Source organism: uncultured Shimia sp. (genome assembly GCF_913054185.1).
Lineage (GTDB): Bacteria > Pseudomonadota > Alphaproteobacteria > Rhodobacterales > Rhodobacteraceae > Shimia.
Genome location: NZ_CAJXIV010000058.1, coordinates 1 through 24,725, shown reverse-complemented (window position 1 = coordinate 24,725; position 24,725 = coordinate 1). Strand labels below are relative to the sequence as shown.

The following is a 24,725-nucleotide window of genomic DNA, read 5'->3' as shown; positions in this document are numbered from 1 at the left end:
TGTGCTTGCTCAGCTTCGTAGCCAAACAACACGGCGGTGGTGGCCGGGTTGGCCTCTGACCAGTTGGCGCCGGTGCCGATTATGATTTCCGGATCATCCGCAAAGATCGCCTCGAGGCTGACACTGGTTCTGAAACCCGGGAATTTCATCGAGCCCCAGTTGCGGCCTCCGGACATGTCAACCAGTCGGCCCAGGTTGGCCGCGCCAAAAGTATTGCAGCACTTGTTTGGATTGTAGCCCGCGGCGCTTTCGATGAAGACAATGGGGCGGTCTTCAACCGGAATTTGCTCCACACGGGAATAGATCAGCTTCATCTGTTGTTGGTAGTAGTCACTGAAGGCGTCCGCATTGTCACGTTTGTCAAAGATACGGCCCATCAGCTGGATGCTGGGCACGGTGTTTTGGGTTGGGTTCTGACGGAAATCAACAAAAACCGTAGCCACGCCAGCGTCTTCGAGTTTCTCGATGATACCGCTTTCCTGCGCCTTGAGCAGGTTGCCGAGGTTCATAAACACCACTTCGGTGCCCAGCGTGATCACGGCCTCAAGATTCCATTCATCAGAATAGGGGCTGCCAAAGCTTTTGAGGTCGGCAATTTCCGGGAATTTGTCGAGGTATTTGCGGTAGGCATCGGGGTCATATTTGACCATGTCGTCTTTCCAGCCAACCACGCGCTCAAACGGGTTTTCCTGATCCACAACCGCGATGGAATAGATCATGCGGCCTTCGCCGATGACAATTTTGGACGGGTTTTTTTCTACTTCAACAACGCGGCCTGCGACGTCGGTGACGGTGATGGTCTCTGCGAGGGCGATCGTGGCGGACGTTGCGGAAAACGTCACTGCTGCGGCAGCGGAGCAAAGACCCCGTGTCAGTGTGCTGACTTTCATGGGTCTCTCCTTGGATGTGTCGCGATAGGAGTCGCGAACTGACCGCAAAGAACAGTAACGCACTAAAAGAGTCAAGTATGTGTGGGGTGTTTCTTCAAAACCTGGGCAATGAGAAAGGAGGAGCTTTGTGTGGCCATTGTTTTCAAGGGGTTAGGCCTAGAGGAAGGTCTTCAGTCCCGCACAGGCGTTAGTTGGTTCGGTCTACTCCCAGCCCAAAGCAGACTTTGGACTTATACAGTTCGGGGGGAAACGGACATTTTCGGCCGCTTCCGACATGCCGACGAAAATTCAACAAACGACATTCAATAAACACAGTAACGAAGTCAATTCGTCTACGCTGCGTCTGTATCAATCACTCCAAAACGGCTGATTTGTCACTAGCTAACGAGAACGTTGGGCGCGCGACGAAGCGACGCTTTTGGTCGCACTTACCTTCTAGAGGTGACAGTAGATCGCCAACAGATGGCCCCGAGGAAAAATCTACGCCTGACAGAAAGTACAAATTGAGAGCAATACGGCCCCTGCACTGGCTGTGTGAGAAAGCCTGCCAAGTTAATTAGCAGTCGAAATTAATTGCCTGTCGCAGACTGGGCGGGTTAAGCGTTCAGCTGGCAGAGTGCTTGAAGCTCGTTGGCTGGCGGGCAATCCAAAACAGGCGATATTGATTGCTAGAACTTGGAATTTATGGCTCCAACGTGCGACTTGCAAAAGATGAGGTGCAGTTTGAGATTTTGGCGGCTTTCCCGGATTGGGATCTTAATATGTGTCGCTTGGGGCATGAGTACTCCAAGCAATGCTGTGGCGGAGAGCAACCGGGCATCAATTTTGGGACGTTGCGACATGTTGGCGGCCAACCCGTTGAACCCCGATAATCCCGTGGGGGTTGATGGCGTGAAATTCGCTGCCATCGATTCACTTGCAATCTCGGCCTGTCAGTCAGCTGCAACAAAATACCCTGATGAACCGCGTGCGCACTATCAATTGGGACGGGCACTGGACGCGATGGGGCAAAAACAACTGGCACTCAAAGAGTATTTTAAGGCAGCCGACATGGGGTATCGGGCGGCACTGTTTAACCTTGGAACGATCTACCGAGACCGGAAGAATTCACCGAGCCGGAGCAATGATGCCTCGAGCCTGTTTCTGGCCTCGGCACGGCAAGGCTACGCGCCAGCACAATTCAATTTGGGTTACTTATACGAAAAAGGGCGCGGCGTACCGCAAAGCGATGCTGAAGCCGTATACTGGTACCGGCTTTCGGCAGATCAAGGTTATCGAAATGGCGCATTTAATCTTGGTTGGATGTACGAAAAAGGGCGCGGCGTCCCACAAAACTATGCGCAAGCTGCGGATTTGTATTCGGATGCAGCACACCAAGGCCATGCCACTGCCATGTACCGGCTTGGCATCCTATATGAAGGCGGGATGGGCATATCCGCGAGCCACCACGAAGCCCTCATACAATACCTTAAAGCTGCAGAGAAAGGTGAGATACGTGCATTGACGGCTGCTGGACGCATGTATCGCGACGGTCAAGGCGTGACCAAAGATGTGATGGAGGCGGCCATTTTGTTTCGGACTGCCGCCGCGCAAGGAGACCGGCAAGCAGCAGGGCTGATGAAAAAACTGTTTGCGAGTCAGGATATTGCACGCGAACTGCAACGTCAGTTGAAACATCATGGTTTTTATGACGGAAAAATTGATGGTGCATTTGGGCGGGGCAGCCAGGCCGCTTTGGGAGATTTTTGCCAATGTGGGTAAGTGTAGGTGCACGCCGCGATCAAAACCGACACGAGCATGCCAAAGTATTTGCTAAGTCATTATTGCGGAGCTGGCACGCTGCCTGCCTGACGCTATTTGGCGTGTGGTTTGTAACCAGCAATGCCGTTGCGCAACAGGATCCAGGCTGGCGCAATTATATGCATGAGTTGGGTTGGCAAATTCAATACCCAGCAGGCCTGTTCTCACCCGCACCCAATCCAAGTGGTTTGGGTAAGGATTTTTTCAGCGATGATCAATCTGCCAAGCTGACGATTCTAAGCGCTGTTAGAACCACTGACAGTTATCAGGCGTTTCAACAAAGCCTGTTGCTTGAGCCGCGCTACCGGGGTGCCACGCAAACCCAGGGGGCAGGGTGGTTTGCGCTGTCCGGTGGCGGGAACGCGCGCAGATATTTCGCAAAGTTTGTTTTCGATGAGGACCGCCATTTTGCCCGCGCCTTCGCGTTGGAATACGACCAAAGCCAAAGCGCCATATACAGCCCAATCGTCACACAGATGGCCGCCAATTTTAGCTATGAAGGCTCCAGTTGGGAGTCCGATGAAGATCGTCGCATCAGAGCGGACTCTCGCGCACAAAAGATCAGTGAATCCGCGGCCGCGCCGCGAACAACCGAATGGCGGTTGTATGAGAACACCAACGCAGGTTGGGCGCTGCACTACCCGGCAAACATGCTTTTTCCGACACCGGTCACTGGAAACCGGGGCGTGCGTATCTTCCAAAGCTCCGATGAAAACTCAGTCCTGATCGTTACCGGCGGGGCATCGCGGATTTCCACTATCCAAGACTACAGAGACCAATTGATTAGTCATGGCCGCCACGAGGATTTGAAGACAAATACGATGTCGGCCAACTGGTTTTCTCTAACCGGCACACGCGGAAGCCGCTCTTTTTTTGAAAAGTACCTTTTCTCTGCTGATGCCTCCGACGTTCAATCCGTGGCCTTGGAATACCCGACCACAAGGTCAGAAGAGTTTGCCAGTATCATCAATAGGTTGGGCACAGATTTTTCAACCTACAGTATTTTGGAAAACACGGGCTCTTGGGGAGATTTCAAGACGGCAACCGACCGCATAAATGGGGTCGTCGTGGGCGCAGGTGTTTGGCAGGAAGGCACAGGGAAGGGCACACTCAGCTTCACGGTGAACAATAACACCAACGGGGTGTTGAACTCGCTGCAAATCGACCCGTTCCGCTCCGGTCAATGGCGAACTATCGACGACAAGCTTGCCATCTATCCGGGAGAGGCTGGGCAAATCGAAATCGAAGTGGTTCTGGCTGACGATGGGAAGCCGGCCGAAACAGTGCACCGACCTGACAATCGCCTGAAGTGGTGGGACAACATGCATCGGGATGTGGTGCTGTCACCATTCAAACGTGAAGATGTATTCAAAGAAGAGGTAGGCTCGTGGCTGTTCGGAAACTAATCTTCGCGGCACTTTGGCTGCTTGCCCCTCATGTTGTTCAAGCATTTGAGGGCGAAATTCACGATCAAAGACTAACCGCCCGAAATGTGGACGGGATCGAGGTGTTGATCGATTTTGACATCAAATGGAAGATCAGCCACCTGCTTGGTGAACCAACCCGCAATTTGGTTTTGCGCTGGAGTCTGACGGATATCCGAGGAGATCAATGGTACGGTGAAGACCTGGATGGTATGGTGCCCGACCGTTTCAATTTCTTCGATCTTCCTCCTGAAATCCGTGACACTATTCGGCTATACGACGTTGATATTCGGCTTGGTTTCACACCGGACCCGAATGACAATGATCTGCTCTATCCCGGTTATGTTACGTTTGACGCCGGTGCTTTGGCCAAGGCCGGCGACAAGTGGAGCTTCAATGTTTCGGGGTCGCCTGACTGGGCTGACTTTATGACTGAGTACAACGGTCGAGCAATGTCCGCAGAATCCGCCAAGGAACTGATGTCCATGTCCCAGCTTTATGGACGGGTGGATCATCAGGGGATCACCGCAAAAGTGAACCTCGGAGAAGCCATGCGATGGCTGCGCAAAAGCTTCGACAAAAGCCCAACCGAGGCGTTAATCGAGGGTGCCAAACAACAGTTGGAGGTGTTGCGCAGCGAGTTGGACCTGCCGGTTGACGAGCCAATGATGGCGTTCAATAGCCTGCTTAATGACCTGAGCTCAGCTGAGACGCCCGATGAAATCCGCGCTGTATCTGAAAAAGCAAAAGCCGCCGCGACAAAACTATCAGACGGCATTCCGGCGCGGTATGTGCCCGATGGCAAGGCAAGTGGTTACCAAGCCGCGCGTGAAGAAATCACCCAACGGGTCGAAATTCAGCTGGCCAAAATGGCCCAGGACGCGGGCCGATTTGACAACGACAACGTCGCCTTCAAAGCATGGTTGGCTGAGAACGAAGCCACCTTGAACGGCCGTAAACTCGCCGCGTCCAAGTTGCTGCCCACAGAGGTATTTGTGCATGCGCTGGTCTACAAGGACAATAACAACTCTCACGTAGTGCAATTCTGTGGTCGCACGACAGTGCGACCAGAAGAGGTTCAATTTTATAGACCCGGGCCACATCCCGGAGGCGCGTACAATACGCCAAGCGAGCAACTGTATTGGCAACAAGCTTTCGGATCTGATGCCCCTGACTTCCGATATGTGCTCGATCGTTCCAAGCACGGCTGGTCGGTTGAGCACAGCCCTGTTCTCAAGCGCTTGGAAGACAGAATATTGGCCTCAAGTGTCTATCGCGGCGCCAAACCATCCAAGTACCTCAAGGGCATTAGCAAACTGATGAATGACGTTAAGACCGACACACAATATTGGACTGTGGATGGTGGCATTATCGGGATTGGTGTCGGCGTTTCTTATTCTCAGTTGGATGAATTTTTTTGCGATTTCTTGGTTAAGAAACATCGAGGGCACGGCTTCAGGATCGAAGTAGGACGGCTGGGCGATATCTAGATCTATACGATGTAAATGATGACGAGGATAGACGGCGTCTGGGTCGTATTTGACCATGTCGTCTTTCCAGCCAACCACGCGTTTGAACGGGTTTTCCTGATCCACAACCGCGATGGAATGGATCATGCGGCCGTCGACGATGGCAAATTTGGACGGGTTTTTCTCAACTTCGACAACGCGGCTGGCGACGTCGGTGATGGTCTCTGCAAGGGCGATCGTGGCGGTGTGACGGAAAACGTCACTACTGCGGCAGCGGAGCAGAGACCTCGGGTCAGTGTGCTGACTTTTGTGATGAAGGGGCGCGCAGACTTTGGGAAGTATTTTTTGCGAAGGCTCTTTGCATGATACCGAGTTCACGATAAGAACAAAGAGGGAACATATTAACTTGGGAAAGAGAAATGCAGGAACAACGGACTATCTCCAGCGACTTTGATTTTGGCTTTGGTAAGTGGCGGGTAAGTCATCGTCGCCTTAAAGAGCGGTTGGTTGGATGCCAAGAATGGGAGGAGTTCACCGGCACCTCTGAAACCCGTCCAGTGCTTGGTGGAAATGGCAATATCGAAGACAACCTTCTTAATCTCCCCAGTGGGCCATATCGAGCAATTGCAATCCGTGATTTTGATGTCACCCAAAAAACTTGGGCGATTTGGTGGCTGTCGGCGAATAATCCGCACCAGCTTGATAAGCCAGTTGTCGGCAAGTTTAAGGACGGAGAGGGTGCGTTCTTTGCTGACGAAATGTTCAATGGAGAACCGGTACGGGTCAGGTTCCTTTGGTTGCGGACAGACACTTCATCGCCAAGGTGGGAGCAGGCGATGTCCAATGATGGCGGCGCGACATGGGAAACAAACTGGACAATGGATTTTGAACGCGCTGGCTGACTATCTGTCTGTAGTGCGGAGACAATAGACGCCAAAATCTAAAAAAGCTCCCGAAGATGTCTTCGGGAGCTTTGAATTGTCGTATGGGTCTGATTGTGGGCAGCCCGAGGGTGGTCGCGCAGCTTACTCAGCTGCCAGACCAACCTTCATGTCTTTGACTGCGTAAATCTCTTCGCCATCGGCGAATACGGTGCCGTTGGCAACGCCAAGCTTCAGCTTGCGGTCGATGATGCGGGTGTACTGCACATTGTAGGTCAGCATCTTGCGGTCAGGTTTGACCATGCCTTTGAGCTTCACTTCGCCCACACCCATCGCCATCCCTTTGCCGGGCATGCCGCGCCAGCCGAGGCCGAAGCCGGTCAATTGCCACAGGCCGTCGAGACCCAGGCAGCCGGGCATGATTGGGTTGCCAGGGAAGTGGCAGTCAAAGAACCAAAGGTCTGGTGTGATGTCGAATTCTGCAAGCACGTGGCCTTTGCCAAACTCGCCGCCGTCTGCGGAGATGTCGGTGATGCGGTCCATCATCAACATCGGTGGCATTGGCAGTTGGGCATTGCCAGGACCAAACAACTCGCCACGGGCGCATTTCAGCAGGTCGTCTTTGTCAAAGCTCGTGGGATAGTTGGCCATTCTGGGGGGTCCCTTGTCATTCTGGTGTTGCTTTTGCCTGCTTTATCATCTGCCAGCGTGGTCCTGCAAGGCAACAGTCGGGCAGGGGCGCTGGGCCGCAGATTTGTTTGCGACTCATTTTCATTTGAAATTGGGGTGCAGTTTGCGTTAAATATGCAGCTGACGCACAGGATATGACTTATGACCACTGAGGCACTTCGCACTGGCACCCAATGGCTCTCTTCAGCTGGGCTGCGCCCAACACGGCAACGTGTGGCGTTGGCGGCGCTGCTTGTGGGCGATGGTCAAGATCGTCATGTGACCGCGGAAAGCCTGTTCGCCTCGGTGCGCGAACATGGGGACCGTGTGTCTTTGGCGACGGTTTACAACACGCTGCGGGCGTTTTGTGAGGCGGGCTTGATGCAGGAAATCACGGTGGATGGCTCCAAGAGCTATTTTGACACCAACACCGGCGATCATCCGCACTTCTTCTGGGAAGATGACCGTGTGCTGACCGATGCGCCTGCCGAAGAGCTGGAAATTTCCCGGCTGCCAGGTGCGCCCGAAGGGGCCGAGATTTCCAAGATCGACGTGGTGATCCGTCTGCGCCGCACCTGAGCGACGCGAGGTCAAACTCTTGCAACTGCAATTGTTCCTGAATTGCGCCTGTGACAGCATGGGCGCAAAGCAGAGAGGATGTGTCATGAAAGCAGTGACGTGGCGCGGGTTTGGGCCGGCGCGGGAAGTTTTGCAGATCGAAGAGTTGGCAACGCCGACTCCCGGCGCAGGTGAGGTTTTGGTGCGGGTGGCCTATTCCGGGGTGAACCCGTCAGACTGCAAAGCGCGTGGGGGCGCGCGGCCCGGCGTGACCAAACCGCCGTTTGAGGTGATTGTGCCGCACAGTGATGGCGCGGGCGTGATTGAGGCGGTTGGTGACGGTGTTGATGCAGCACGTGTTGGGCAGCGGGTGTGGATCTGGAATGGGCAATGGCAGCGGCCGTTTGGCACCTGTGCGGAGTACATTTGTTTGCCCGCAGAGCAAGCAGTGACGTTGCCTGAAAACGTGACGCTGGAAGATGGAGCGGTGATGGGTATCCCCGGGCTGACAGCGGCACAAACGGTGTTTGGCGGCGGGGATGTCACGGGCAAGACGGTGCTGGTGTCCGGTGGCGGGGGCTCGGTTGGCTTTTTGGCGGTGCAGCTGGCAGCTTGGGGCGGGGCGACGGTGATTGCCACCTGTGGTGGGCGCGATATGGAAAGGGTTAAGGCGGCGGGGGCGGCACACGTGTTTGACTACGCAAGCCCATCATTGGCGGCGGATATCCTCGCTGCGAGTGGCGGTGGCGTGGATCGTGCGGTGGAAGTGGAACTTGGGCCAAATTTGCCGTTGTTAACGGAGGTTCTGAAACCGTTGGGCACCATTGCGGCGTATGGCTCTGCCAAAGATATGGCGCCGGAGATGCCGTTTGGACCGATGCTGTTCAAAGCACTGAAGCTGGATATTTCGCTGATTTACATTCTGCCACTTGAGGCGCGTCAGGCCGCGACTGCGCGGTTGCATGGGGCTTTTGCGGATGGAGCCTTGAAGTTGGACGCGCCCAATGTGTTTGCCTTGGAAGAGGCGGTGGCGGCACATGAGATGGTTGAGGCTGGGGGGCGTACCGGCGCGGTTTTGGTGAAGTGCTAAGCGGTTAGGTTAGGCCTTCGAGGCCAAACCATTGCGGAAGTACCGACATGAAGCGCCGCCAGAGACCTGCGTCCGGGTCTTTGGTGAGCACAGTTGGGGCAATGGTTTTGGGCTGATGTGTCCACTGCAAGCCCGTGTTCTCGGCTGTGACTTTGTAAGCGAAGTCTGCGAGGTTTTTGTCCAGGTTTGTCAGGATGCTGCGGGCGTAGCTGGGACTCTCGACTAGGAGGCCAATTTCGGCGTTGGTCTTGATTGAGCGCGGATCGAGGTTGAGAGAGCCGACCAGCACGGAGCTGTTGTCGATCACGGCGAGTTTGGTGTGCAGCGTGATGTGCGGTGGGTGTTCCATATCCGTGAGATTGAGGGCGGCAATGGCGTCATGGCGCAGTTCATAAAGTTCCACTCCGGCAGCCAATAGATCGGCGCGGTGGCGGGCGTATCCGCCATGCACATAGGCGTGGTTGGTAGAGGCCAGCGAGTTGGTCACAATGCGGACTTTGACGCCTGATTGGGCGAGGTTAGCGTAGAATTTTGCGCCGTAGTCTTCCGGCACAAAATAGGGGCTGATCAGGGTGACGTGAGATTTGGCCTCAGCGATGGCGGCAAAGAAGGCTTCGCCCAGAATGTGCGGGCCTTTGCCATCGGGATTGCGCAGCTTTTGTGGGGTGTCCGCAATGATGCGGGAGGTGCCACGGAACGGCGCGACTTGCCGGTTGGCGATCTCTTGCAGGTATGGCGTGTTGATGGCTTTGGTGTAAGCGGCAACTTCGGGGCTGTCGGGATCGTAGGCCCAGTCAGACAGGCTGATCTGGGGCGGTGGTGGCGCGGATTTGGCGCGTAGGTTGGCGACAGGGACGGCAAAGGCATCGTTCCAGTAGGTGTCAAAGATGGGATTGATCTCGGCGGCCTCGCGGCCAAAGATCGCGAGATCATAATCGGCAAAAACTTCGGTGGGTTTCAGTTCGTAGTATTCATCCGCAAAATTGCGCCCGCCGATGATGGCCATGTCGTTGTCGACCACAAAGGTCTTGATGTGCATGCGTCGGTTCACACGTTTGAAATCCCACAGAAACCCCATGGCTTTGGGCGCATTGCGGGAGCTGGGGTTGAAGATGCGGATTTCGATGTTGGGATGGGTGTCCAGCACGGCGAGGTCGGTGTCGTCTGCGGTGGTAAAAACGTCATCCACCAAAAGCCGCACGCGCACGCCGCGGTTGGCGGCGTCAAACAGGCGGTGGGTCAGGATACCGCTGGCGGTATCCGGTTTGATCAAGAAAGTGGCGATGTCGATGCTGTGTTGCGCGCTTTCGATCATGCGCAGGCGGGCGCCAAGCGCGTCGGTGCCGTTGGTCAGCTCGAAATAGGCAGATTGGCTGCCGGTTTGCGCGGACACGGCGCGGCTGACTGCGTCGGAAGAGGCATCTGCTGCCGTGAGGGCGTAGGAGGGCGTGCGCGGCGCGTCAAAGGGGACTTTGGCGCAGGCCGTGAGGCCCATCGCTATCAGTATGGCGGTTGCGAAGTTAAGCTGTGGCACCGCTGTCAGAACCACTGTCCGGGTTCCATCAGGCCAAGATCGAGCAGCTGGCGGGAATGCCAATCAAACCGCACCGAGTTGTGCCAGGTGAATTCATGAATATCGAAGGTCGAACCGGGGTTGAATTTCAGTGCCTTGGCAGTGCGAAAAGAGCAGACGGCTGCGGTGAGGTTGTTATGCCACGGGCAGGCGTAAGTGTTGTATTCTTCGTCTGAAAACGTGAAGTCGTCGCGCAATTTCAGGCCAGGTTTGGCGCGGAAGATCGAGATGCGGTCAATTTTGCGCTTGGTGGCTGGAATGTGTTCTTCAAACCGCCAGCGCAGGCCGCCAAAAAAGTCCAGTTGGCGTTCTTTGGGGTGGCCGTGATTGGCCGCGTCGGTGCGCGCCAAAGCATAATAGCCAGAGCGGTCCAATTGCGCGTCTTCCAGTGACACGGCACCAGGGGTGACTTTTAGGTCAGGCGCATAGAGATCAATCACATAGGTGAGCATTGCGTCGCGCTGTTCTTCGGTGTGAAAGGCGAGCATTTCGCCGATGCCACGGGTCTCGCAAAACGGGAAAAATAGATATTCCGCGTTAAAACAATAATAGAGCCAGAGTGCGGGCGCGGCCTCGACTATCCGGTTCACCGCATCGATCATTGGCTGGCCACGTGCCACATCCATTGTGATGCGGGGACAGAGCGCCGCCAATTCGTCAGACAGGGCAAATTCCGCGGGCATAAATACGATGACTTTTGTGAAGCCAAGGTCGAGATGATGATACAGCGTACTTGCGATTTCGACGTCATCTTCTGCAAAGATCAATGCTACTGGCCCTTTTGCCAGTTCGGCAGTGCCGCTGCGCAGAAACTGCTCCACCGAGTCGTATGTCATGCGCGGCCCCATTTGCGTGTTTTTGTCCTTGTTGCACTCAAAATCTGCTAAAAGCGAGCGCATTGCAAGCGCCCCCCGTTTTCTGTAGGGAGGCGCCTTGAAACCGCTGCAGGATATGTCCCATGGCCGACAACACCACCGCTGAGAAAAAGAAGCTCTTCATCAAGACCTACGGCTGTCAGATGAACGTTTATGACAGTGAGCGCATGGTCGAGGCGATGGATGGCGCGGGATATGAGACCACGGACACGCCGGATGATGCGGATATGATCCTGCTCAACACCTGTCACATCCGGGAAAAAGCGGCAGAGAAAGTTTACTCCGAGCTGGGTCGTTTCAAAGGGTTGAAGGCTGAAAAGCCAGACCTGAAGATTGGTGTGGCAGGCTGTGTTGCGCAGGCCGAGGGCAAAGAGATCATGCGGCGTCAGCCGATCGTTGATCTGGTGGTGGGGCCGCAAGCCTATCACCGCTTGCCGGAGATGGAAGCCAAGACCCAAGAAGGCGCCAAAGCGCTGGACACCGATTTTCCGGAAGAAGACAAATTTGAAAAGCTCAAACGTCGCCCAAAGGCCAAGCGTGCACCGTCTGCGTTTTTGACTGTCCAAGAGGGCTGCGACAAGTTTTGTGCGTTCTGCGTTGTGCCGTACACAAGGGGTGCCGAAGTCAGCCGTCCGGTGGATCGTGTGATCACTGAGGCGCAGGACTTGGTGGAGCGCGGCGTGCGCGAAATCACTCTGCTGGGCCAGAACGTGAATGCCTACCACGGGACACATAGCGGTGGCGACATGACCCTCGCTGGGCTGATCTGGGAACTGGATAAAATTGACGGGCTGGAGCGCATTCGTTTTACCACGTCCCATCCCAACGACATGATGGATGACCTGATCGAAGCACATGGCACCTGTTCCAAGCTGATGCCGTATCTGCATCTGCCGGTGCAGTCAGGCTCCAACAAAATTCTGAAGCGTATGAACCGCAACCATGATCGGGACAGCTATATCAAGTTGATTGAGCGCATCCGCGCAGCACGGCCGGACCTGATGTTGTCTGGCGATTTTATTGTTGGGTTCCCGGAAGAGACCGAGGCCGATTTTCAGGACACATTGGACCTGATTAAAGAGGTCAAATACGGGCAGGCGTACAGCTTCAAATATTCAACCCGTCCAGGCACCCCTGCGGCTGAGCGCCCTCTGGTGGATGAGGCTGAGGCCAATGTTCGGTTGCAGCGCCTGCAAGCCTTGCTCAGCACCCAGCAGAAAGAGATCCAAAACAGCATGGTCGGCAGAGAAGTCAACGTGCTCTATGAAAAACCGGGACGGCTTGAGGGGCAAATGGTGGGCAAGTCAGACTACTTGCACGCGGTATTTGTGGCGGATCCAAAGGGTCAAGTTGGGGACATCAAGCGCGTGAGAATCGTGGAAAGTTCAGCCAACTCTCTGGGTGCTGTGCTGGTCTGATATTGATCCAAGCTCGGAAACAATCTTGGTTAATTTGAGAATATTGATGCCTGCGCTCACCTTACGGTAGGGCATGGCTGCCACATTTTGGGCATATTTCTTGTCACTGGACAGGGGAATTAAGCATTTCTTCTTCACATGACGCGCAACTCAGTGCATCTTGATCGAATAGAGAAAGCTTTGATTTAGAACGTGTTTCAAAAAATAAATGGCTTTCGGGGGATATGGAGAGGAACTCGCTGTGGCGAATAAATCCAAGAAAATGGCGCGGGCGGCGCTTGGAGGCGTGGCAGCTGCCTGTGTTGCGCTTCTGGCCATTGCTCAGCCCGCTGCGGCCCAAAACCAACGCACTGTTCTGGGCCAACCGTATGTGCCAACTGTCTGGGTCGATCCGGATGGATGTGAGCACTGGGTGATGGATGACGGTGTGGAGGGCTACATGACCCCACACGTGAACCGTCAAGGTATTCCGGTGTGTCGCCGTGGCAATGTCTGTGGTGTGATGAACTCTGACCAGTTCTTTGCGACCGACAAATACGCGATCAATTCGGCCAACCGTCAGCGTTTGGCAGAATTCTTTAGCAGCTCTTCCGCGTCGGCCTTTATTGTTGCCGGTCACACCGACAGCCGCGCAAGCGACGATTACAATATGCGTCTGAGCTACAACCGCGCCAACGCTGTGGCCAAAGTGGCGCGTGGCACCGGTGCACGGGTTGTGGACGTGCGCGGATATGGTGAGCGCATGCCGCGCGCAACCAACCGCACCGCCGCTGGCATGTCGGAGAACCGTCGTGTCGAAATCATCTGTCTGCGCTGAGGGAGAGAAGAAATGAAACTGACCAAAAGTGTTCTGCTTCTCGGCCTCGCAGTGAGTGTGTCGGCCTGTGTTGACAACAAGGTCGACAAGACCGTGGACAACTTCACCGATGATGGCCACTTGAGCAATCTGATTGCTGGCATCTGGGTTGATCCCAATGGCTGTGACCACTGGATCATTGATGACGGTGTGGAGGGCTATCTGTCCCAGCGTCTGGACCCATATGGCAAGCCGGTATGCTCAGGTGCTGCCCCTCCCGGCGTGGCCACCGGCCCGTTCAAGAAGGGCGCGGGCATCGGCGACTGGATCTGATCCACATCGCCTAGAAATTTTGAAGGTCGCCAAGAACACTCGGCGGCCTTTTTTCTGCGGTGTGCCTAGGCAATCTCGCGCGCGTCACGGAAAATTCACGACCCTGCGCTTGCGCCTGCCTACGCAACTTGGCACGATAGGGGCATAACCTTCGTCACAGGAGATGTGATTGCCCACAGGCACCATGACCCCACCGCCTTCATCCGATGCCCCGAAAAATACCTCGGTGGAATTCCCGGACAACAGACTGCTGATCGAGCTTTGCGGCGAATATGATCGCAACCTTGCGGATATAGAGCAAAAACTGGGTGTGCAGATCCTGCGCCGGGGCAATGTACTCGACATTCATGGCGAAGAGACAGCGCAAGCTGAGGCCGCAGAGGTGCTCACTGGGCTCTACACCCGTTTGGAGAGTGGCAAGTCTGTGGAAGGCGGCGATATTGATCGCGAGATTCGCATGGGTGGGTCTGAAGAAGACACCGGCGCGCGAGACGGCGATCAAATCGAGATGTTCAAAGGCGGCGCGGTTGAAATTAAGACCCGTAAAAAGCTGGTTGAACCGCGCACCGATGCCCAGAAAGCCTATGTGCTGTCGCTGTTTGACAATGAGTTGGCCTTTGGCATTGGCCCGGCTGGGACCGGCAAGACCTATCTGGCGGTCGCCGTTGGTGTGAGCATGTTCATTTCGGGGCAGGTGGATCGGATTATTCTGTCTCGCCCTGCTGTCGAGGCCGGGGAGAAACTAGGCTACTTGCCCGGTGATATGAAAGACAAAGTCGATCCTTACATGCAGCCGCTGTATGATGCGCTGAATGATTTTCTGCCGGCCAAGCAACTGGGCAAGTTGATCGAGGAAAAGAAGATCGAGATCGCACCTCTGGCCTTTATGCGGGGTCGGACGTTGGCCAACGCGTTTGTGGTGCTGGATGAGGCGCAAAACGCGACCACCATGCAGATGAAGATGTTCCTCACCCGTCTTGGCGAGGGTAGTCGTATGGTGATCACTGGGGACCGCAGCCAGATCGATTTGCCACGCGGTGTGCCGTCTGGCTTGAAAGATGCGGAACGGCTTTTGTCCAATATTAATAATGTCAGTTTCAACTACTTCACGGCAGACGATGTGGTGCGCCACCCGCTTGTGGCTGCGATTATCAAGGCTTATGACGCGGATGCGATGCGGGCGTTGAAAGATAAGGATAAAAGGTCCTGAGACGCCCTTTTGCCAGAGATACTCACGCGGCGCGGGCGCAATGCTGACAGATACCATCATTGAGGACGATCGCTGGAATGCGGTGGCGTTTGAAGACCTGGCTGAAACTGCGGCACAGGCGGTCTTGGGGCATCTGTGCTTGGAGACCGCCGCGTTTGAGATTGCAGTGTTGGCCTGTGACGACACGCGCATTGCGGTGCTGAATGCGGATTTTCGTGACAAGGACAAAGCCACAAATGTGCTGAGTTGGCCCAGTGACGAGCGCGGTGTCGATGTGGATGGCGGCACGCCGGACCTGCCAGAGCCAAGCTTTCCGGGCGTACCGGAAGAGCTTGGCGACATTGCGATTTCATATGACACCTGTGCGCGTGAAGCGGTGGAGGCTGGCAAATCCATGGCGGATCATGTGACCCATTTGATGGTGCATGGCACCTTGCATTTGATGGGGTATGACCATGTGCGTGACAAAGATGCCACTTTGATGGAAGGTTTAGAGACCACCATACTTGGCAAAATGGGTCTGGCAGACCCATATGAGATCAAATAGCGGGCAAAATACCGCAGGAAACCTTGGAAAGGGCCCATGGGCGATAGTTCAGACGGGTCTTCTAACGCAGCGCCAAGCGCGCAGCCGGAAGGCCAGATAAAGAAACCAAAAGGTTGGATTGGCCGCCTGTTTGGTATGAGTGACACACAAGATGCCGTGGTAGAACGCCCGGCCCGCGTAAACACGCCCGTGCCGCAGGCACATGGTATGATGAACCTGCGTCGCATGCGGGTGGAAGACGTGGCCGTTCCCAAAGCCGATATTCAATCGGTGCCCACAACCATCACCAAAATTGAGCTTGTTCAACTGTTTCGCGACAGCGGGCTGACTCGTGTGCCGGTGTACGAAAATACTCTGGATACGCCAGTGGGATTTGTACACCTCAAGGACTTCGCGTTGCGACACGGGTTTAACGGCGACAACGCCAAGGATTTTGACATCACCAAAGTGTTGCGGCCGTTGCTGTTTGTGCCGCCAAGCATGTCGATTGGCGTGTTGCTGACCAAGATGCAGGCCGAGAGACGGCACATGGCTTTGGTGATTGACGAATATGGTGGTGTGGACGGTTTGGTCACCATTGAAGATCTGATTGAACAGGTCATCGGGGAGATCGAAGACGAGCATGACGTGGAAGAAGCTGACCTCTTTGTGGAGGAGAAGCCTGGCTGCTATCTCGCGCTGGCAAAAACGCCCTTGGATGAGTTTGAAACGGCTGTTGGCCGGTCTTTGACCCATCACGAAGAGGTGGACCCAGAGGAAATCGACACGCTGGGCGGGTTGGTCTTTATGTTGGCCGGGCATGTGCCTGCGCGCGGCGAAGTGGTGGAAAGCCCGGACGGTGTTGAGTTTGAAGTGGTGGATGCCGATCCACGCCGGATCAAACGTCTGCGGGTGTTCCTGCCAAGCGCAAGCGTGGTTGTGCAGGATGGCTGACGGCGCTTTGCGCCGCTGGTTGCGGGCTGTTCCTTGGAAGACGATTGGCGGCGGCGCGCTCGCCGGGCTAGTCGCTGCGCTGGGGCACCCGCCATTTGATCTTTGGATCTTGACGCTACTTGGCTTTGTGGCCGCGTTTTATCTGTTGATGCGTGCCGTTTCAGGCAAGTTGGCTTTCCTCCTGGGGCTGGGGTTTGGCACCGGCTACTTTGCGCTTTCACTGAGCTGGATTGTCGAACCGTTCCTTGTGGATCCATGGCTACACGGCTGGATGGCGCCCTTTGCGATTACGTTTATGTCGGTTGGGCTGGCACTATTCTTTGCATTGGCTTTCTGGGCGGCCAAACAGCTAAGCGCCACAACTTGGCCTGTGGTGCTGACGCTTACCTTGGCGGAGCTTGTTCGCGCCTATTTGTTGACCGGGTTTCCCTGGGCGATGCCGTCTTATGTGTTGATTGAGCAGGCCGCCGGGCAGGGAGCAGCGTGTGTTGGTCCGCACGGATTAAACGCAGTTTTCTTTTTGGTGGCTTGGTGTCTGGCGTGGGCGATGTTTGGCGGAGCTCGACGGCGGTTCTGGATACCCATTGCGTTGGTTGGCGTCGCAGGTTTGTTTGTTCCGGCTCCTGTCTCTGACCGTGTACCGGGCGAAGATCGCCCGACAATCCGCCTGATCCAGCCCAATGCTCCCCAACATCAAAAGTGGGATCCGCAATACGCTGGCGTCTTTTTTGAGCGCCTGGCGCGCTATACGCGCGAGGGTGAAGAACGTCCGGATCTAATTGTCTGGCCGGAGACTGCGGTGCCGGTGTGGCTGCACAATGCGTCAAGGACCTTGGGGATCATATCTGATGCCGCAGGGGATGTGCCGGTGGTGTTGGGCATCAACCGGGCAGAGGGGGCGCGGATATTTAACGCGGCGGTGTTAATGGACGCGGAGGGACGTGTCACCCAGACATATGACAAGCATCATCTGGTGCCGTTTGGGGAATACATTCCGCTTGGTGATATGCTGAGCAAAATTGGCATTCAGGGGTTGGCCAGCCGCACTGGAGATGGGTTTTCACCCGGCGCAGGGGCGGATGTCATGGATCTTGGGGCCTTGGGCAAAGCCTTGGTGCTGATTTGCTATGAGGCCGTGTTTCCTCAAGACGTGCGGGCGGCACCAGAGCGGCCTGATTTCATCTTGCATCTGACCAATGACGCCTGGTTTGGCAATTTTTCGGGGCCTTATCAGCATTTGGCACAAGCCCGCATGCGGGCAATTGAGAGTGGTTTGCCCGTGCTGCGGGCGGCCAATACGGGGGTGAGCGCAGTGATCGATGCCAAGGGTCACGTGTTGGATGAGCTGCCGCTTAACACTGCCGGATATCTGGATGCGGCGTTGCCGGAGCCGTTGTCTAAAACTCTGTATGCAAAGAGTGGTGATTTGCCGTTAACCATTGTGGTTGTGCTGCTGCTGTTAACGGCGCTTTTACTGCGACGTCGCGAAACACATTGACCCTGCGGTGACGGGGGCGTAAGGCAGACTGGAAATTATCGCCACAACGGCTTCCTGACGTGGCGAATTACGCATATTGGAGCACTTCATGACACGACAGAACTACACGTTTACTTCCGAAAGTGTTTCGGAAGGCCACCCTGATAAGGTGTGTGATCGCATTTCCGATGCCGTATTGGATGCGTTTTTAGCAGAAGAACCTGAGGCCCGCGTGGCGGCGGAGACATTTGCCACAACAAACCGGGTGGTGATTGGTGGCGAGGTTGGCCTGTCCGATCAAGACAAGCTGCATGATTACATGGAGCGCATTGATGAGATTGCGCGCGCCTGCATCAAAGACATTGGCTACGAACAGGAAAAGTTCCACCACGAGACCGTGGAGATCACCAACCTGCTGCACGAGCAGTCCGCGCATATCGCGCAGGGTGTAGACGCGGATGGAGACAAAGACGAAGGCGCCGGCGATCAGGGCATAATGTTCGGCTATGCGACCACTGAAACCGACGCGTTGATGCCGGCGCCTATCCAATACGCCCACGCAATCCTGCGGCGTTTGGCAGAGGTGCGCAAATCTGGCCAGGAACCCACACTTGGTCCTGACGCAAAATCGCAGCTGTCGGTTATGTATGAAGGTGGCAAGCCCGTGGGCGTTGGCTCGATTGTGCTGTCCACTCAACACATGGATGAGACCATGACCAGCGCGGATGTGCGTGCGGTGGTGGAGCCTTACATTCGCGAAACCCTGCCAGACGGGTGGATCACGGATGCCACTGCGTGGCACGTGAACCCAACCGGCAAGTTTGTGATTGGTGGCCCGGATGGCGACGCGGGTTTGACGGGCCGCAAGATCATTGTGGACACCTATGGCGGCGCAGCCCCACATGGTGGCGGGGCGTTTTCCGGAAAAGACCCAACCAAGGTGGATCGCTCTGCAGCTTATGTCGCGCGCTATCTGGCGAAGAACGTCGTGGCGGCGGGCATGTCCGAGCGTTGCACCATTCAGCTTTCTTATGCGATTGGCGTGTCAGAGCCGCTGTCGATCTATGCGGACACGCATGGCACTGGTGATGTGGCACCCGCGGATATTGAAAAAGCGATCCGCAATGTGATGTGCCTTACCCCGCGAGGCATTCGCGAGAAGCTGCAGCTCAACAAGCCAATTTATGAGCGCACTGCGGCCTATGGCCACTTTGGCCGCACGCCAAGTGACGACGGTGGCTTCAGCTGGGAACGCACAGATCTGGTTGAGGAACTGAAAAAAGCCATTTGATCTGCGACGCATCGCAAGATTGAACAGCCCGCCGAGTTTCTTGGCGGGCTTTTTCGATTCTGGGGCTGTGGCAATCAAAAAGCTGCCCCAACGGAAGTCTTTGGAATTGTTAAAGACCTGTGCCACGGTCGCCCTGCGAAATGGGAGGAATGCGCGATGTTGATCGATGTGGCTTTGCCGCTGTCGTTGGCGATTATTATGTTTTCTTTGGGGTTTGGGCTGACCTTTGCTGATTTTGGCCGGGTGTTGACCATGCCAAGGGCGGTGATAGTTGGCGTTCTGATGCAGGTGGTGGCGGTGCCCGCGGTGGCGCTTCTCTTGGTATCATTCACAAACTTGCCGCCCGCGATGGCTTTTGGGGTGATGCTTCTGTCCTTTTGCCCTGGTGGGGTAACCTCCAGTATTCTGACCAAGTTGGCCGGCGGCACGGTCGCGCTATCGATTACATTGACCGCGGTGGTGAGCCTGTTGTCGGTGCTGACAGTGCCAGCCTTGACAGGCTGGGCAGCAACCACCTTTCTCGGTGGGGATGCGCCGGTGATCAATGTGACCGCAATTGGCATGAGCATGTTTGTGATCACCGCAATTCCGGTGGCGATTGGCGTGTTGCTGCGGTTTGTGGCACCGATATTTGCCGACAACAACGAGCGGCGGGTTTCCACGCTGGCGCTGGTGTTGTTTGTGGTGATCGTGGCGGCGGCGCTGGCGACCAACTGGACGATGTTCATGGAAAATATTGGTGGTTTGGGGCCGGTTCTGATGGCGCTCAACGTTGTGTTATTGGTTGCCGGTGTTGTGGTGGCGCGTGTGTTGGGGCTGTCTGGGCCGGACGGCTTGTGCATCTCGGTAGAGATGGGGGTGCAGAACGCCGCGTTGGGCATTGCTGTTGCGGGATTGGTCGCACAGACAGGCGGCATCCCGGAGTACGCCATTCCGGCGGCGGTTTATGGGATCACCATGTATATTGTGACCCTTCCGGGTATGTTTATCCTGCGTAAGATTTTTGGCTGAACTTGACCTTTGCTGCGGGTTTGGGCAAAGGCAAGCCCGCAGCATAAGGTAATTTGGCATGTCCGACGACAAACACCCCGGCAAGGATTCAGGTAGACACGCAAGCGGTGCGCCTTGGCGCAACTTCTATGGCCGCTTCAAAGGCAAAGGACTGCGGCCAAGCCAAGAGGCTTATCTGGATGAAGATCTTGCGGCATTGTCGCCGGGCAAGGTTGGCTGGGATGTAAACCCGGAGCGGGAGAACCTTGACCTTGAGGCGCTGTTTGGCGGCAAAGATGTTTGGCTTGAAGTGGGCTTTGGCGGCGGTGAGCACATGGTGCATCAGGCGGTGCAGAACCCGGATGTTGGTATCATCGGCTGTGAGCCGTATATCAACGGTGTTGCTATGTTGCTGGGCAAAATCCGTGAGGCGGGGGCAGAGAACATCAAGGTGCATCCGGGTGATGCGCGCGACATGTTTGACGTGCTGCCAGATGAAAGCCTGAGCCGGGCGTTTCTGCTCTATCCCGATCCCTGGCCAAAGAAGCGCCACCATCGCCGTCGGTTTGTTACAGCAGAACATCTGGAGCCTTTGTCGCGGAAGCTAAAGCCCGGTGCGATTTTTCGCGTGGCGACGGATATTGAGGATTATGTGCGCCAGACGTTGGAAGAAGTGCCACGTCAGGGGTTTGAGTGGCTGGCGGAGAAGCCGGAGGACTGGCGGGAGCCGTGGGGGGATTGGATTTCCACGCGCTATGAGCAAAAAGCCTTCCGCGAAGGGCGCACGCCGCATTACCTGACTTTTCGGAAGACTTGATAAAGGCACGGCTTTGCATAATTCTAGCGGCATTTAATTGTATATTGAGTGCCCCATGTCAGATCGCCATATTATCAACTGTCACCTCCATTTGTTCACGCTGGACAATGTTCCTAAAGATTTTCCGAGTCCGATTGTGGGCAAGCTGCGCAACAAGCCGCATCTGATCAATTTTCTTGCAAAAATGCTCAAGGGTGTTGCGCCGCAGATCGAACGGTTGGCGCGGATGGCTGACGTCGGGCGGTTGGGAACACAAGAGAAAGTCTTGCAGCGGGTGCTGCCACATTACCCCGACGATACGCAGTTTGTCATCTTACCGATGGACATTGCGCCGGGTGGCTATAGCGAGGCGCCGGTTGGGTTGCGAGAGCAGCATGATATTTTGGCGCAGCTTTGTCGCGATGAGAAATACGCCGGTCGTTTGATCCCTTTTGCCGCCTTGCATCCTGCCCGCGAGGGGGCGTTTGATGAATTCCGTCGTTGTGTGGAGGACCATGGGTTTCGCGGGCTGAAGCTGTATCCCAAGCTGGGTTATTACCCCTACCATCCGGTTTTGATGGACAAGGTTTATCCTTACTGCATCGACAACAATCTTCCTGTGATGACGCATTGCTCACGCGGGGGCGTCTATGGGAAAAATGCGGCTGGTGTGTGGGGCGAAGACCTCGGCGCGCCGCATCGCTACATCCCAGTGATGGCGCAGTTTCCGGAATTGCGCATTTGTTTGGCGCATTTTGGCGGCAGTGATGAGTGGGAAGATTATGTGGCGGGCATTGATCCACTGGACCCAGACGCGCGGATTGTGAACTGGGTGACAATGATACGGGATATGATCAAGTCGCCGGACTATCCCAACCTGTTTACCGACATCAGCTACACGATGTTCGATTTTGAAGAGAACCTGCCATATCTCGATATTTTCCTGAAGAACGACGCGTTGCGATCCCGTGTGCTTTTTGGCTCTGATTACTACATGACCAAGCAAGAAGACTTGTCTGAAAGGGCGGTCTCTATGCGGATGCGGCATGCTTTGGGAGACGATCTGTATTATCAGATCGCACATGACAACGTGAGGCACTGGCTGACGGGGGATGCGACCTGAAGCGGCCTTGGCGGGTGTGGCGCAACAATCGCGTCACTCCTGCCATGGACCTTGGGCATTTGTTGCGCTAACAGCGTTGGCGAAAGCAATAAGGATGACGCGCTATGTCTGGCCACGGCACCCCAATTCCGATGACTTCTTCCCCTTGCGGCCCCCTGTCTGGTGAGGCGCATGTGCCTGGTGACAAGTCGATCAGCCACCGCAGCTTGATCCTTGGCGCGATGGCGGTTGGTGAGACCAAAATCTCCGGCCTGCTGGAGGGCGAAGACGTGCTCGACACCGGCAAGGCGATGGCGGCGTTTGGGGCAGAGGTGATCAACCACGGCGAAGGCAATTGGTCTGTGCATGGCGTGGGTGTTGGTGGCTTTGCAGAGCCGGACAACATCATCGACTGCGGCAACTCTGGCACTGGCGTGCGGCTGATCATGGGCGCAATGGCGAGCAGCGACATTACGGTGACATTTACAGGTGACGCGAGCCTGAATGGCCGCCCAATGGCTCGGGTGACCGACCCCATCGCCTTGTTTGGTGCAACGTCGGTCGGGCGTTCCGGTGGACGTTTGCCAATGACCATAGTGGGCGCAAAAGATGCGGTGCCGGTGCGCTACGAGGTGCCGATGCCGTCGGCGCAGGTGAAATCTGCGGTTCTGTTGGCCGGTCTTAATGCGCCGGGCCAGACTGTGGTGATCGAGAAAGAAGCGACGCGCGATCATACTGAACGCATGTTGGCGGGATTTGGCGCGGAGATTTCTGTCGAAGAGACTGACCAAGGACGCGTCATTACCCTGACCGGTCAACCGGAATTGAAACCGCAGACCATTGTGGTACCGCGTGATCCAAGCTCAGCAGCCTTCCCAGTGTGTGCGGCGATCATCACACCGGGGTCGGATATACTCGTGCCCAACATTGGCCTGAACCCTACGCGGGCAGGGCTGTTTTATGCGCTGCAGGCAATGAACGCTGACCTGACGTTTGAAAATGAGCGCGAAGAGGGCGGGGAGCCTGTGGCGGACCTGCGTGCGCGGTTCTCGCCTAACCTCACGGGCGCAGAAATCGATCCAGCCCGTGCGGCCAGCATGATTGACGAATATCCGGTGCTGTCTGTTGTGGCGTCCTTTGCCAAAGGCGACACGGTCATGAAAGGCGTGAAAGAATTGCGCGTGAAAGAAAGTGACCGGATTGACGCTATGGCCAAAGGGCTGCGCGCCAATGGTGTGGAGGTTGACGAGGGCGACGATTGGTGGATCGTGAAAGGTCTTGGGCACGGCAATGTGCCGGGCGGCGCAACTTGTGAGAGCCATCTGGATCACCGTATCGCGATGAGCTTTATGGTGATGGGCATGGCCACTCAAAACCCAGTGAGTCTGGATGACGGCGGGCCAATTGCCACGTCTTTCCCGATTTTTGAGCCGCTTATGGAAAGCTTGGGCGCGCAGATCAGCCGCGCTTAAACTTGAGAAATACGTTTTTGTTGATTTTGGCGGTGGCTCGGGCATGATCGGGCCACACTGCGTTGTGTGGTGTCAACCAGTAGCGAGGCCATATGCAGCGGGTGTTTTGGAGCAGTTTTGCGGCGGCAACCGCCATTTACTTGGTGATGGTGTTTTGGACCATGCCCACGATCAGTGACGCTGCTGGCGGGATGGTGCCGTTTGATATGCGGCCGTTTGGATATACGGCGCAGGAAGCGCGGAATTTCTTGACGTCTTTGACGGCTGATGGGCGCGACTTTTACCTTTCGGTGCAGTTGCGGTTGGACCTGATCTATCCGGCGCTTTTGGGCATTATGCTGATTGTTGGGTTCCAAAACCTGTTTGAGCGGCCTTGGAGCATGGTGTTTTCCTTTGTGGCGCTGATCATGGTCTCTGCTGACTATCTTGAGAACTATATGGTGGCGACAATGTTGCACAGTGGCGCGGACGGGCTTGAAGACAGCGTGGTGTCCTTTGCGAGTTTTTGGACACGGTGCAAATCGGCTGCGGCCACGCTGGCCATTGTCGGGCTGCTGAGCGGGGCGGCGCTGCGGGTGCGACGGCGCTGGGCATAAACTGGCCGGATCGTCTGACCTGCGGCTTGCGCAACACGGATTGGCTCGGTAGAGCGGCTAAAGATTAGGACAAGGCAGGGCAAGACATGCGGTTTACCATTGCGATCGATGGACCAGCGGCAGCGGGCAAAGGCACAATTTCCAAAGCTGTGGCGGCGCATTACGGTTTGGCGCATTTGGACACCGGATTGCTGTATCGGGCGGTTGGTGCGCGGACTTTGGACGGGACGGAGCCTGTGGCTGCTGCCCAAGCTTTGACCGCGGAAGATCTTGCGGCAGATAATCTGCGTACGCCAGAGGTGGCGCAAGCGGCCAGCAAAGTGGCGGTGATTGCGGAGGTGCGCTCGGCACTGGTGGATTTCCAGCGTGCATTTGCGCGGCGCGCCGGTGGCGCAGTTTTGGATGGGCGCGATATTGGCACCGTGATTTGCCCAAATGCCGACGCCAAGCTGTTTGTGACGGCAAGCGCAGATGTGCGTGCAGAGCGGCGCTATTTGGAACTGGCAAGCAAAGGCACGGAGATCAGCCGCGAAAC

26 protein-coding genes and 1 riboswitch are annotated in these 24,725 nt (G+C 55.8%); of the genes, 22 read left to right on the top strand and 4 right to left on the bottom strand.

Annotated features, from left to right (window positions below):
* Nucleotides 1-890, bottom strand: an 890-nt coding sequence (locus tag QZ517_RS12785) for an ABC transporter substrate-binding protein (RefSeq protein ID WP_294227382.1), incomplete at its 3' end; no start/stop codon positions are given.
* Between the two features lie 665 nt (nt 891-1,555).
* Between QZ517_RS12785 and QZ517_RS12780 the strand changes: the two genes are divergently transcribed.
* The 6 genes from QZ517_RS12780 to QZ517_RS12755 are packed head-to-tail and all read left to right on the top strand — an operon-like array spanning nt 1,556 to nt 6,485.
* A complete protein-coding gene (locus QZ517_RS12780; protein ID WP_294227381.1) occupies nt 1,556-1,762 on the top strand; it encodes a hypothetical protein in 207 nt (68 codons plus the stop codon).
* Nucleotides 1,731-2,651 (top strand): SEL1-like repeat protein, encoded by a 921-nt coding sequence (locus tag QZ517_RS12775; protein WP_294227380.1) that lies wholly within the window; start codon nt 1,731-1,733, stop codon nt 2,649-2,651. Before QZ517_RS12780 ends, QZ517_RS12775 begins: the two co-directional genes overlap by 32 nt.
* Nucleotides 2,642-4,096, top strand: a complete 1,455-nt coding sequence (locus QZ517_RS12770) for a hypothetical protein (protein ID WP_294227379.1) — start codon at nt 2,642-2,644, stop codon at nt 4,094-4,096. The genes QZ517_RS12775 and QZ517_RS12770 overlap by 10 nt, the downstream gene beginning before the upstream one ends.
* A complete protein-coding gene (locus QZ517_RS12765; RefSeq protein WP_294227378.1) occupies nt 4,078-5,604 on the top strand; it encodes a hypothetical protein in 1,527 nt (508 codons plus the stop codon). The genes QZ517_RS12770 and QZ517_RS12765 overlap by 19 nt, the downstream gene beginning before the upstream one ends.
* Nucleotides 5,605-5,622: 18 nt before the next feature.
* Complete coding sequence (locus tag QZ517_RS12760) at nt 5,623-5,949, top strand: hypothetical protein (protein ID WP_294227377.1); 327 nt, start codon at nt 5,623-5,625, stop codon at nt 5,947-5,949.
* Between the two features lie 53 nt (nt 5,950-6,002).
* Nucleotides 6,003-6,485, top strand: coding sequence for a DUF1579 domain-containing protein (locus tag QZ517_RS12755; protein WP_294227376.1), 483 nt, complete (start codon nt 6,003-6,005; stop codon nt 6,483-6,485).
* Nucleotides 6,486-6,608: 123 nt separating this feature from the next.
* Here the strand turns inward: QZ517_RS12755 and fabA are convergent, their stop codons facing one another.
* Entirely contained in the window at nt 6,609-7,115 is a 507-nt protein-coding gene (fabA, locus tag QZ517_RS12750; RefSeq protein ID WP_294227375.1) for a bifunctional 3-hydroxydecanoyl-ACP dehydratase/trans-2-decenoyl-ACP isomerase, read from the bottom strand.
* A gap of 180 nt (nt 7,116-7,295) precedes the next feature.
* On the opposite strand from fabA, the gene irrA reads away from it, so the two are divergent.
* Entirely contained in the window at nt 7,296-7,712 is a 417-nt protein-coding gene (gene irrA, locus QZ517_RS12745; RefSeq protein WP_294227374.1) for an iron response transcriptional regulator IrrA, read from the top strand.
* An 85-nt stretch (nt 7,713-7,797) separates the two neighbouring features.
* A complete protein-coding gene (locus QZ517_RS12740; RefSeq protein WP_294227373.1) occupies nt 7,798-8,781 on the top strand; it encodes an NADPH:quinone reductase in 984 nt (327 codons plus the stop codon).
* Nucleotides 8,782-8,785: 4 nt separating this feature from the next.
* Here the strand turns inward: QZ517_RS12740 and QZ517_RS12735 are convergent, their stop codons facing one another.
* A complete protein-coding gene (locus QZ517_RS12735; RefSeq protein WP_294227372.1) occupies nt 8,786-10,330 on the bottom strand; it encodes a phospholipase D family protein in 1,545 nt (514 codons plus the stop codon).
* Nucleotides 10,321-11,190, bottom strand: a complete 870-nt coding sequence (locus QZ517_RS12730) for a hypothetical protein (RefSeq protein ID WP_294227371.1) — start codon at nt 11,188-11,190, stop codon at nt 10,321-10,323. Before QZ517_RS12730 ends, QZ517_RS12735 begins: the two co-directional genes overlap by 10 nt.
* A 122-nt stretch (nt 11,191-11,312) precedes the next feature.
* Between QZ517_RS12730 and miaB the strand changes: the two genes are divergently transcribed.
* The 14 genes from miaB to QZ517_RS12660 form a co-directional block, all read left to right on the top strand.
* The gene (gene miaB, locus QZ517_RS12725; protein WP_294227369.1) at nt 11,313-12,647 is read left to right on the top strand and encodes a tRNA (N6-isopentenyl adenosine(37)-C2)-methylthiotransferase MiaB; all 1,335 of its coding nucleotides are present in this window, start codon (nt 11,313-11,315) and stop codon (nt 12,645-12,647) included.
* A gap of 241 nt (nt 12,648-12,888) precedes the next feature.
* Entirely contained in the window at nt 12,889-13,464 is a 576-nt protein-coding gene (locus QZ517_RS12720; protein ID WP_294227367.1) for an OmpA family protein, read from the top strand.
* 12 nt (nt 13,465-13,476) lie between these two features.
* Nucleotides 13,477-13,776 carry a hypothetical protein gene (locus QZ517_RS12715; protein WP_294227366.1) on the top strand — a complete coding sequence of 100 codons (300 nt, stop codon included), beginning with the start codon at nt 13,477-13,479 and terminating at the stop codon, nt 13,774-13,776.
* 184 nt (nt 13,777-13,960) lie between these two features.
* On the top strand, nt 13,961-14,986 hold the full coding sequence (locus QZ517_RS12710) for a PhoH family protein (RefSeq protein WP_294227384.1): 1,026 nt from the start codon (nt 13,961-13,963) through the stop codon (nt 14,984-14,986).
* 40 nt (nt 14,987-15,026) lie between these two features.
* A complete protein-coding gene (gene ybeY, locus QZ517_RS12705) occupies nt 15,027-15,533 on the top strand; it encodes an rRNA maturation RNase YbeY (RefSeq protein ID WP_294227364.1) in 507 nt (168 codons plus the stop codon).
* Between the two features lie 36 nt (nt 15,534-15,569).
* Entirely contained in the window at nt 15,570-16,466 is an 897-nt protein-coding gene (locus QZ517_RS12700; RefSeq protein WP_294227362.1) for a hemolysin family protein, read from the top strand.
* Complete coding sequence (gene lnt, locus QZ517_RS12695) at nt 16,459-17,964, top strand: apolipoprotein N-acyltransferase (protein WP_294227360.1); 1,506 nt, start codon at nt 16,459-16,461, stop codon at nt 17,962-17,964. The genes QZ517_RS12700 and lnt overlap by 8 nt, the downstream gene beginning before the upstream one ends.
* 35 nt (nt 17,965-17,999) lie before the next feature.
* A riboswitch (SAM-SAH riboswitch) is annotated at nt 18,000-18,048 on the top strand.
* 4 nt (nt 18,049-18,052) lie between these two features.
* Entirely contained in the window at nt 18,053-19,234 is a 1,182-nt protein-coding gene (gene metK / locus QZ517_RS12690) for a methionine adenosyltransferase (protein ID WP_294227359.1), read from the top strand.
* A 156-nt stretch (nt 19,235-19,390) separates the two neighbouring features.
* Nucleotides 19,391-20,245 (top strand): bile acid:sodium symporter family protein, encoded by an 855-nt coding sequence (locus QZ517_RS12685; protein WP_294227357.1) that lies wholly within the window; start codon nt 19,391-19,393, stop codon nt 20,243-20,245.
* Between the two features lie 58 nt (nt 20,246-20,303).
* The gene (trmB, locus tag QZ517_RS12680; RefSeq protein ID WP_294227354.1) at nt 20,304-21,041 is read left to right on the top strand and encodes a tRNA (guanosine(46)-N7)-methyltransferase TrmB; all 738 of its coding nucleotides are present in this window, start codon (nt 20,304-20,306) and stop codon (nt 21,039-21,041) included.
* A gap of 55 nt (nt 21,042-21,096) precedes the next feature.
* On the top strand, nt 21,097-22,143 hold the full coding sequence (locus QZ517_RS12675; protein WP_294227352.1) for an amidohydrolase family protein: 1,047 nt from the start codon (nt 21,097-21,099) through the stop codon (nt 22,141-22,143).
* Nucleotides 22,144-22,247: 104 nt separating this feature from the next.
* Complete coding sequence (gene aroA, locus QZ517_RS12670; RefSeq protein WP_294227350.1) at nt 22,248-23,594, top strand: 3-phosphoshikimate 1-carboxyvinyltransferase; 1,347 nt, start codon at nt 22,248-22,250, stop codon at nt 23,592-23,594.
* Nucleotides 23,595-23,686: 92 nt separating this feature from the next.
* Nucleotides 23,687-24,190, top strand: coding sequence for a hypothetical protein (locus tag QZ517_RS12665; RefSeq protein ID WP_294227348.1), 504 nt, complete (start codon nt 23,687-23,689; stop codon nt 24,188-24,190).
* 86 nt (nt 24,191-24,276) lie between these two features.
* The coding region (locus QZ517_RS12660; protein ID WP_294227345.1) for a (d)CMP kinase at nt 24,277-24,725 on the top strand (449 nt) is incomplete at its 3' end.

Excerpts from the sequence above, each read along its gene's own strand:
- QZ517_RS12755 (WP_294227376.1), top strand. The coding sequence starts at position 6,003 with ATGCAGGAACAACGGACTATCTCCAGCGACTTTGATTTTGGCTTTGGT.
- QZ517_RS12675 (WP_294227352.1), top strand. The coding sequence starts at position 21,097 with ATGTCAGATCGCCATATTATCAACTGTCACCTCCATTTGTTCACGCTG.
- trmB (WP_294227354.1), top strand. The coding sequence starts at position 20,304 with ATGTCCGACGACAAACACCCCGGCAAGGATTCAGGTAGACACGCAAGC.
- QZ517_RS12730 (WP_294227371.1), bottom strand. The coding sequence starts at position 11,190 with ATGACATACGACTCGGTGGAGCAGTTTCTGCGCAGCGGCACTGCCGAA.
- irrA (WP_294227374.1), top strand. The coding sequence starts at position 7,296 with ATGACCACTGAGGCACTTCGCACTGGCACCCAATGGCTCTCTTCAGCT.
- QZ517_RS12775 (WP_294227380.1), top strand. The coding sequence starts at position 1,731 with ATGTTGGCGGCCAACCCGTTGAACCCCGATAATCCCGTGGGGGTTGAT.
- ybeY (WP_294227364.1), top strand. The coding sequence starts at position 15,027 with ATGCTGACAGATACCATCATTGAGGACGATCGCTGGAATGCGGTGGCG.
- QZ517_RS12665 (WP_294227348.1), top strand. The coding sequence starts at position 23,687 with ATGCAGCGGGTGTTTTGGAGCAGTTTTGCGGCGGCAACCGCCATTTAC.
- metK (WP_294227359.1), top strand. The coding sequence starts at position 18,053 with ATGACACGACAGAACTACACGTTTACTTCCGAAAGTGTTTCGGAAGGC.
- aroA (WP_294227350.1), top strand. The coding sequence starts at position 22,248 with ATGTCTGGCCACGGCACCCCAATTCCGATGACTTCTTCCCCTTGCGGC.
- QZ517_RS12770 (WP_294227379.1), top strand. The coding sequence starts at position 2,642 with ATGTGGGTAAGTGTAGGTGCACGCCGCGATCAAAACCGACACGAGCAT.
- QZ517_RS12685 (WP_294227357.1), top strand. The coding sequence starts at position 19,391 with ATGTTGATCGATGTGGCTTTGCCGCTGTCGTTGGCGATTATTATGTTT.
- lnt (WP_294227360.1), top strand. The coding sequence starts at position 16,459 with ATGGCTGACGGCGCTTTGCGCCGCTGGTTGCGGGCTGTTCCTTGGAAG.
- fabA (WP_294227375.1), bottom strand. The coding sequence starts at position 7,115 with ATGGCCAACTATCCCACGAGCTTTGACAAAGACGACCTGCTGAAATGC.
- miaB (WP_294227369.1), top strand. The coding sequence starts at position 11,313 with ATGGCCGACAACACCACCGCTGAGAAAAAGAAGCTCTTCATCAAGACC.
- QZ517_RS12740 (WP_294227373.1), top strand. The coding sequence starts at position 7,798 with ATGAAAGCAGTGACGTGGCGCGGGTTTGGGCCGGCGCGGGAAGTTTTG.
- QZ517_RS12710 (WP_294227384.1), top strand. The coding sequence starts at position 13,961 with ATGACCCCACCGCCTTCATCCGATGCCCCGAAAAATACCTCGGTGGAA.
- QZ517_RS12715 (WP_294227366.1), top strand. The coding sequence starts at position 13,477 with ATGAAACTGACCAAAAGTGTTCTGCTTCTCGGCCTCGCAGTGAGTGTG.
- QZ517_RS12760 (WP_294227377.1), top strand. The coding sequence starts at position 5,623 with ATGACGAGGATAGACGGCGTCTGGGTCGTATTTGACCATGTCGTCTTT.
- QZ517_RS12700 (WP_294227362.1), top strand. The coding sequence starts at position 15,570 with ATGGGCGATAGTTCAGACGGGTCTTCTAACGCAGCGCCAAGCGCGCAG.